This window comes from Dietzia sp. SYD-A1, assembly GCF_015356725.1.
GTDB lineage: Bacteria > Actinomycetota > Actinomycetes > Mycobacteriales > Mycobacteriaceae > Dietzia.
The window spans coordinates 1-6,638 of sequence record NZ_JADDKI010000396.1 but is presented as its reverse complement, the minus strand read 5'-3'; the positions used below and the strand labels follow the sequence as shown (position 1 = coordinate 6,638).

5 protein-coding genes and 3 tRNA genes are annotated in these 6,638 nt (G+C 69.4%); 4 read left to right on the top strand and 4 right to left on the bottom strand.

Going from position 1 to position 6,638, the window contains the following annotated elements; genetic code table 11:
* Positions 1 to 155 precede the first annotated feature (155 nt).
* Positions 156 to 228: transfer RNA gene (locus IY392_RS14445), tRNA-Glu, on the bottom strand.
* 113 nt (positions 229 to 341) lie between these two features.
* On the opposite strand from IY392_RS14445, the gene IY392_RS14440 reads away from it, so the two are divergent.
* From IY392_RS14440 to IY392_RS14430, 3 genes are all read left to right on the top strand, one after another.
* Complete coding sequence (locus IY392_RS14440; protein WP_194861586.1) at positions 342 to 1,049, top strand: TetR/AcrR family transcriptional regulator; 708 nt, start codon at positions 342 to 344, stop codon at positions 1,047 to 1,049.
* A 67-nt stretch (positions 1,050 to 1,116) separates the two neighbouring features.
* Positions 1,117 to 2,619 carry an MDR family MFS transporter gene (locus IY392_RS14435; RefSeq protein WP_375292920.1) on the top strand — a complete coding sequence of 501 codons (1,503 nt, stop codon included), beginning with the start codon at positions 1,117 to 1,119 and terminating at the stop codon, positions 2,617 to 2,619.
* Between the two features lie 129 nt (positions 2,620 to 2,748).
* The gene (locus tag IY392_RS14430; RefSeq protein ID WP_107756680.1) at positions 2,749 to 3,687 is read left to right on the top strand and encodes an acyl-CoA thioesterase; all 939 of its coding nucleotides are present in this window, start codon (positions 2,749 to 2,751) and stop codon (positions 3,685 to 3,687) included.
* Between the two features lie 81 nt (positions 3,688 to 3,768).
* On the opposite strand, the gene IY392_RS14425 is transcribed toward IY392_RS14430, so the two are convergent.
* From IY392_RS14425 to gltX, 3 genes are all read right to left on the bottom strand, one after another.
* A tRNA-Glu gene (locus IY392_RS14425) sits at positions 3,769 to 3,841 on the bottom strand.
* A 54-nt stretch (positions 3,842 to 3,895) separates the two neighbouring features.
* A tRNA-Gln gene (locus tag IY392_RS14420) sits at positions 3,896 to 3,967 on the bottom strand.
* A gap of 79 nt (positions 3,968 to 4,046) precedes the next feature.
* Positions 4,047 to 5,531 (bottom strand): glutamate--tRNA ligase, encoded by a 1,485-nt coding sequence (gene gltX, locus IY392_RS14415; RefSeq protein WP_194861585.1) that lies wholly within the window; start codon positions 5,529 to 5,531, stop codon positions 4,047 to 4,049.
* A 124-nt stretch (positions 5,532 to 5,655) separates the two neighbouring features.
* On the opposite strand from gltX, the gene IY392_RS14410 reads away from it, so the two are divergent.
* Positions 5,656 to 6,638, top strand: a 983-nt coding sequence (locus IY392_RS14410; protein WP_194861584.1) for an isochorismate synthase MenF, incomplete at its 3' end; no start/stop codon positions are given.

Genomic DNA, 6,638 nt, shown 5'->3' with positions numbered 1-6,638 from the left:
CCCCGCAGGCGGTCAGGCCCGCGAGCCCGAGCCCGGCGCCGAGGGCCAGCCGGAGGACGTCGCGACGAGAGTTCACGAGGGAATCGTCGCACGCCCCCACAAACGCGACGTCCCGGCTCCTCGCTCTCGCGAGGAACCGGGACGTGTCGATCATGTACCCCCGATGGGATTCGAACCCACGCTACCGCCGTGAGAGGGCGGCGTCCTAGGCCGCTAGACGACGGGGGCCGAGTACGCGTCAACTGTAGCGACACCAGCGGCCGACCACAAAATCGCGACACCAACGCGCGTGCACCGAGTACAAATATGCACTCGGTGCATTTTTTGTGTAGGCTGCTCCGGTGACCTCCCCCCCAGATCAGGACTCCCTTCGCGAGAGGAAACGTCGCGCCACGCTGCTGGCCATAGAGGACGCCGCGACCTCCCTCGTCCTGGAGCACGGGTACGACTGCGTGACGGTGGACCAGATCTGCGCCGCGGCCCACGTCTCCAAGCGCACGTTCTTCAACTACGTCCCGTCGAAGGAGGCCGCCGTCATCGGTTCACCTCCCCGTGACGTCCCCCCGGCACGGCGCCGAGAGTTCCTCGACGCCGCCGACCCGGACGTGCCCGGGGCACTCCTCCGACTGTTCCTCGCGGCTTTCGCCGACGCGCGAATCGGGGACGACGCCCAGACGGCGAGACTCGCCCACCGTCGAGGCGCGATCTTCCGGGCGGAACCGGACCTCGGCGTGGCCCGCGTGACCGCGTCCTCACGATTCCAACTCCGCCTGGTGGACCTGGTGACCGAGCACTTCGAGCGTCAGCCGGGTCTCCGCCGCCTCGAGGGGGTCGCAGCGGAGGCCGAAGCGCGCGCCTGCGTCGCCCTCGTGGCCGCCTCGGCCAACCTGGGCCTGTCGAGCTGGCTGACGCGGCGGGCCTCGACCTTCGACGATCTCGACTCCGAGTGCGCCCTCGCCCTGCGACAGCTCGCCCTCCTCGTCAGTTCCCCCACCGACACGGCGTCGGCGCAGACGACCTCTTCCGAGAAGACGGGATCCACGCCATGAGCGATACCAGCACGCGACGGCCGGTCACGAGACCGCCGAGCGCGCGCCGTCCCACAACGTGCCGCTGGTGTTCACCTCGCTCCTGCTCGGGATGCTCATCGTGTCCCTGGGGCAGATGATCTTCGCGACCGCGCTCCCCACGATCGTCGCGGACCTCGGCGGGGTCGACAAGATGAGCTGGGTCATCACCGTCTATCTCCTCACCATGACCATCGGCCTGCCCGTGTACGGCAAGCTCGGCGACCAGATCGGACGCAAACCGCTCTTCGTCGCGGCGATCCTGCTGTTCCTCGGCGGGTCCGTACTCGGAGCCCTGTCGTGGAGCATCGACGTCCTCATCGTCTCCCGCGCCATCCAGGGCCTGGGGGGCGGAGGTCTGATGGTGCTGTCCCAGGCCATCGTCGCCGACGTCGTCCCCGCCCGTCAGAGAGGCCGGTACATGGGAGTGATGGGGGCCGTGTTCGGGCTCTCGTCGATCCTCGGTCCGCTCCTGGGCGGGTTCTTCACAGAGGGCCCGGGCTGGCGCTGGGCACTGTGGTTCAACCTGCCGATCTGCCTGCTCACACTCGCGGTCGCGGTTCTCTACCTGAGACTGCCCGCTCGCGGCACCGGTCGGAGGACCGACTGGCCGGGGACCGTGCTCATGGTCACGGGCACCACGGCGCTCATCCTCGTCTGCTCGTGGGCCGGCAACCGCTACTCCTGGACCGACCCGGTCATCCTCGGCCTCGCCGCCCTCTTCCTGGTCTGCGCAGCCGCGTTCGTCCGGGTCGAACTGCGGTCACCACACCCCCTGATCCCCATGACCCTGTTCGCCGAGCGCAACTTCGCGCTCTCCACCGCCGCCGGGCTCATCATCGGTATCGCCATGTTCGGGACCATCACCTACCTTCCCACCTACATCCAGATGGTCCACGGACTCGGACCCACCCACGCCGGCCTCATGATGACCCCGATGATGGCGGGGATGATGGGCACCTCCATCATCGTGGGCAACATCGTGAGCCGCACCGGCCGGTACAAGTGGTATCCCGTCGTGGGCAGCATCATCATGGCCGTGGGACTGTTTCTCATCAGCTCGCTCGAGGAGACGGACACCCTGCTCCACCTCGGGGTCGTGCTCTTCGTCTTCGGTTTCGGTCTCGGCCTGTGCATGCAGCTGCTCGTGCTGATCGTCCAGAACTCGTTCCCCGTGTCGATGGTCGGCACCGCCACGGCGTCCAACAACTTCTTCCGCCAGATCGGCGGAACCCTGGGATCGGCCATCGTGGGGTCGCTCTTCGTCAGTCGTCTTTCCGATCTCATGGGAGTTCGCATCCCGGCCGCGGCGGCGGCGATGGGACCGGAAGGGGCCGAGATGGCCACGTCGTTCTCGAACGGCTCCGGAGCGGCCAACTCGATGAGTCCCGAGATCCTCGCCGGACTGCCCGGGCCGCTCCACGACGCGATCGTGGGTTCCTACAACGACGCCCTGGTGCCGATCTTCCTCATCGTGGTCCCCCTGCTGGTGGTCGCCACCGGATTGCTGCTGTTCATCCGCGAGGACCCGCTCAAGGAGACCGTCGACTAGCCTCGCCCAGGCACGACCAGGACCACCCGCTCAGCCCTCACGGTGACGGTGGTCCGGGGTGAGAACACCGACACGCGATCCACATCCGCCGCAACCACGCCGTTACACGACGGCGATAGTTTTCCCGGCGTGCAGACTCCCCGAGAGACCGTCCTGCGATTCCTCGCCGCCCCGACCGACGTGGGCACCGGGAACCAGGTTCACACAGGCCGCATCCTCGAGTGGATCGACAAGGCCGCGTACGCCCAGGCCGCGGTCTGGTCGGGTGGCTATGCCGTCACCGCCTACGTGGGCAACGTCCGCTTCTCGCGGCCGATCGAGGCCGGGCAGCTCGTCGAGGTGTCAGCGCGCCTCGTCCACACCGGGTCGAGTTCGATGCACATCCAGTGTGATGTCCGGGCCTGCGATCCCGTCGCGCTCGAGTACCGCCACTGCGCCGAGTGTCTCGTCGTCTTCATCGCCATGCGTGAGGGCAGACCCACCCCCGTGCCGTCCTGGCGACCCGCCTCCCGGTTGGAGGTGCACGAGTCGGAAGAAGCGGTGATGCGTATCGCGCTGCGCAAGGACATCGAGGACGCCATGGCGCAGCAGGACTACACCGCCGAGGGGACCGCACCCCGGTCGACCCTGCGGTTCCTCGCGGCACCCGCTGACGTGAACTGGGGTGGCAACGTCCACGGTGGGCGGATCATGTCGTGGATCGACGACGCCGCGAACCTCTGCGCGACCCACTGGTCGGGCACCCCGTGCACCTCCGTGTACGCGGGCGGCGTGCGGTTCTACCACCCGGTGAGCATCGGTCACGTCGTCGAGGTCGAGGCCCGGCTCCTGCACACCGGTCACGAGACCATGCACGTGTCCGTTCACGTCCGGTCCGGTGAGCCCACATCGCCGGACCGGGTCCTGACGACCCACTGTCTGGCGGTGTGCGCGGCGCTGGGTCCGGATCTCACACCCACCCCGGTGCCGCACTGGACCCCGAAGAGCGCGGAGGACCACGCTCTCGACGCGCACGCGCGACACCTCATCCGGCTGCGGGGACGGGGCCGGGTCGTCGGGGTCGCGTGAGCGAGGGCCACCGCAGACGACGCGCGAGAGGCCCCGACGAGGAGAACACCCGGAGCATGACGCTCCGGGTGTTCTCGTGTGTACCCCCGATGGGATTCGAACCCACGCTACCGCCGTGAGAGGGCGGCGTCCTAGGCCGCTAGACGACGGGGGCTCAGGACGCGGTTCCGCTGAGGGAACCACTGCAGTGAGCGCTGTGCGCGCTCAGCTGGCCTACCAGGACTCGAACCTAGAACGACGGTACCAGAAACCGCTGTGTTGCCAATTACACCATAGGCCACTGTATTCACTTGTCCGCCCGTGCGGGGCGACCTCGAAGAGACTATCAAAGCACCGAGGGTGAATAGCAAATCGCCTGGTCAGTCGGCGATCGGCGCGGCTCGGAGCCGGGCCAGGGTCAGCTCCCGACCCAGCAGCTCCAACGATTCGAACAGGGGCGGCGAGATGTGCGAGCCGGTCACCGCGACCCGGATCGGGCCATAGGCCTTGCGTGGCTTGATCCCGAGGCCGTCCACCAGTGCACCGGAGAGCGCCGCCTCGATCGCGGGGGTGGTCCACTCCGGTAGCGCGTCCAGCGCGCGCACGGCCGCGTCCACGACCTCGCGGGAGTCGGCCTTGAGGTTCTTGGCGGCGGATCCGGGATCGACGACGAACTCCGCCTCGTCCACCACGAGGAAGCGGATCAGGTCCCACGCGTCGGACAGGACGACGATGCGGGTCTGGAGCAGGTCGGCCACGACCGCCCACCGGTCTCCGTCCAGCTCGGGCGGCAGCGTCAGGCCGTCCTCGGACGGGTGCGCCTCGAGGAAGTCCCGCAGCCGTTGCGCGAACACCTCCGGGGGAAGCCGTCGGATGTGCTCGGCGTTGATCGCGTCCGCTTTCTTCTGGTCGAAGCGGGCGGGGTTGGCGTTGACCTGACGTACGTCGAAGGCCTCCACCATCTCCTGGAGGGAGAACACATCGCGGTCGTCCGACAGTCCCCACCCCAGGAGCGCCAGGTAGTTGAGCAGCCCCTCGGGCAACATCCCTCTGTCACGGTGCAGGAACAGGTCCGACTGCGGATCCCGCTTGGACAGCTTCTTGTTCCCCTCGCCCATGACGAACGGCAGGTGCCCGAACTCGGGGACACGCTCGGCCACCCCGATCCGCGTCAGCGCGCGGTAGAGCGCGATCTGCCGGGGGGTGGAGCTGAGCAGGTCCTCGCCCCGGAGCACGTGGGTGATCTGCATGAGCGCGTCGTCCACCGGGTTCACCAGGGTGTAGAGGGGGACCCCGTTTGCGCGGGTCAGCACGAAGTCCGGAACGGAGCCGGCCTTGAAGACGGTCTCACCGCGGACGAGATCGTCCCACCCCAGGTCCTCGTCCGGCATCCGGAGCCGGATCACCGCGCCACGCCCCTCATCCCGGTAGGCCTGCTTCTGCTCCTCCGTCAGATCGCGGTCGTACCCGTCGTACCCGAGCTTGGGATCACGCCCGGCCGCGCGGTGGCGGGCCTCGACCTCCTCGGCCGTCGAGAAGGACTCGTAGGCCTCTCCGGCGTCGACGAGCCTGCGCACCACCTCGAGGTGCTGGCCGCGTCGCTCGGACTGGCGGTAGGGGGCGTACGGTCCGCCCACCTCCGGCCCCTCGTCCCAGTCCAGTCCGAGCCACCGGAGCGCGTCGAGCAACGCCCGGTACGACTCCTCCGAGTCGCGTGCGGCATCGGTGTCCTCGATGCGGAAGACGAAGGTGCCGCCCGTGTGCCGGGCGTGGGCCCAGTTGAACAGCGCCGTCCTGACCAGTCCCACGTGGGGTGTGCCGGTGGGCGACGGGCAGAAGCGGACACGGACGTCTTGTGCTGTCATGGTCACCATCCTAGAGACGGTCCCGGCTCGCACCCCCGCGCAGGACCGGCCTAGGATCGGCCGGGTACCCGTGGTGCGCCCTTCGCGCGCGATCCACACCCGGTCGGAGTCGAGGAGGCGAGCCGTGGCGTCAGGGCTCCACCCCGACGCCGCGAGGCCTGTCACCGCTCCGGACTTCCTCCTGTCCCGCCCCACGGGCTCACTGCGCACCCAGGGATCCCTCCGTTCCTTCACTGATCCGGCAGACGCGGCGCTGGCCCTGAGATCCGGGGACTGCGGCCTGGTGGTGGGCGCCATGGGGTTCGAACCCGATGCGCGGGCGGCGTTGGTGGAACCCGACATCGTGGTCCGGACCGACGGCCCCCTCGAGCCCCCCGCCTACTTCCGATCGATCCGCACCCGGGCCCGCGTCGCCGAGGAGATCCCCTCCACGGAGGTCCACCGGCACCGCGTGGCCACCGCGATCGCCGGGATCCGCGCCGGCGGCCTGTCCAAGGTGGTGCTCGCCCGCGCGGTCCGGTTGGTCGCGCAGGACCCGATAGACCCCCACGCGGTGTGCGCGGCGCTCATCGATTCGAGCCCGTCGGCCGACGGGTTCCTGGTCGACCTGACCCCCGCCGGCGGGCGGCACGCCGGCGGGGTACTGGTGGGGTCGAGCCCGGAGCTGCTGGTGCGCCGCCGGGGCGACGCGGTGGAATGCCACCCCCTCGCCGGCTCCGCTCCCCGTTCCCGCGACACGTCCGAGGACCAGGCCGCGGGGCGCGCCCTGCGGGCCTCGGGCAAGGACGCCGAGGAACACGCGTTCGTCGTGGACTCCCTCGCGTCGGCTCTCGCCCCCTTCTGCCGGGAGCTACAGATCCCCGAGCGCCCCTCGCTCACCTCGACCCGCGAGATGTGGCATCTGGGGACCCGGATCCGCGGACGGATCGCGGACCCACGGACCACGGCACTCGACCTCGCATTGGCCGTCCATCCGACGCCCGCGGTGTGCGGGACCCCCACCGACGAGGCGAGGCGCGTGATCGCGGGCCTCGAGGGCGAACGCGGCTTCTACTCGGGGGCTGTCGGCTGGGCGGACGCCGGCGGCGACGGGGACTGGATGGTCAC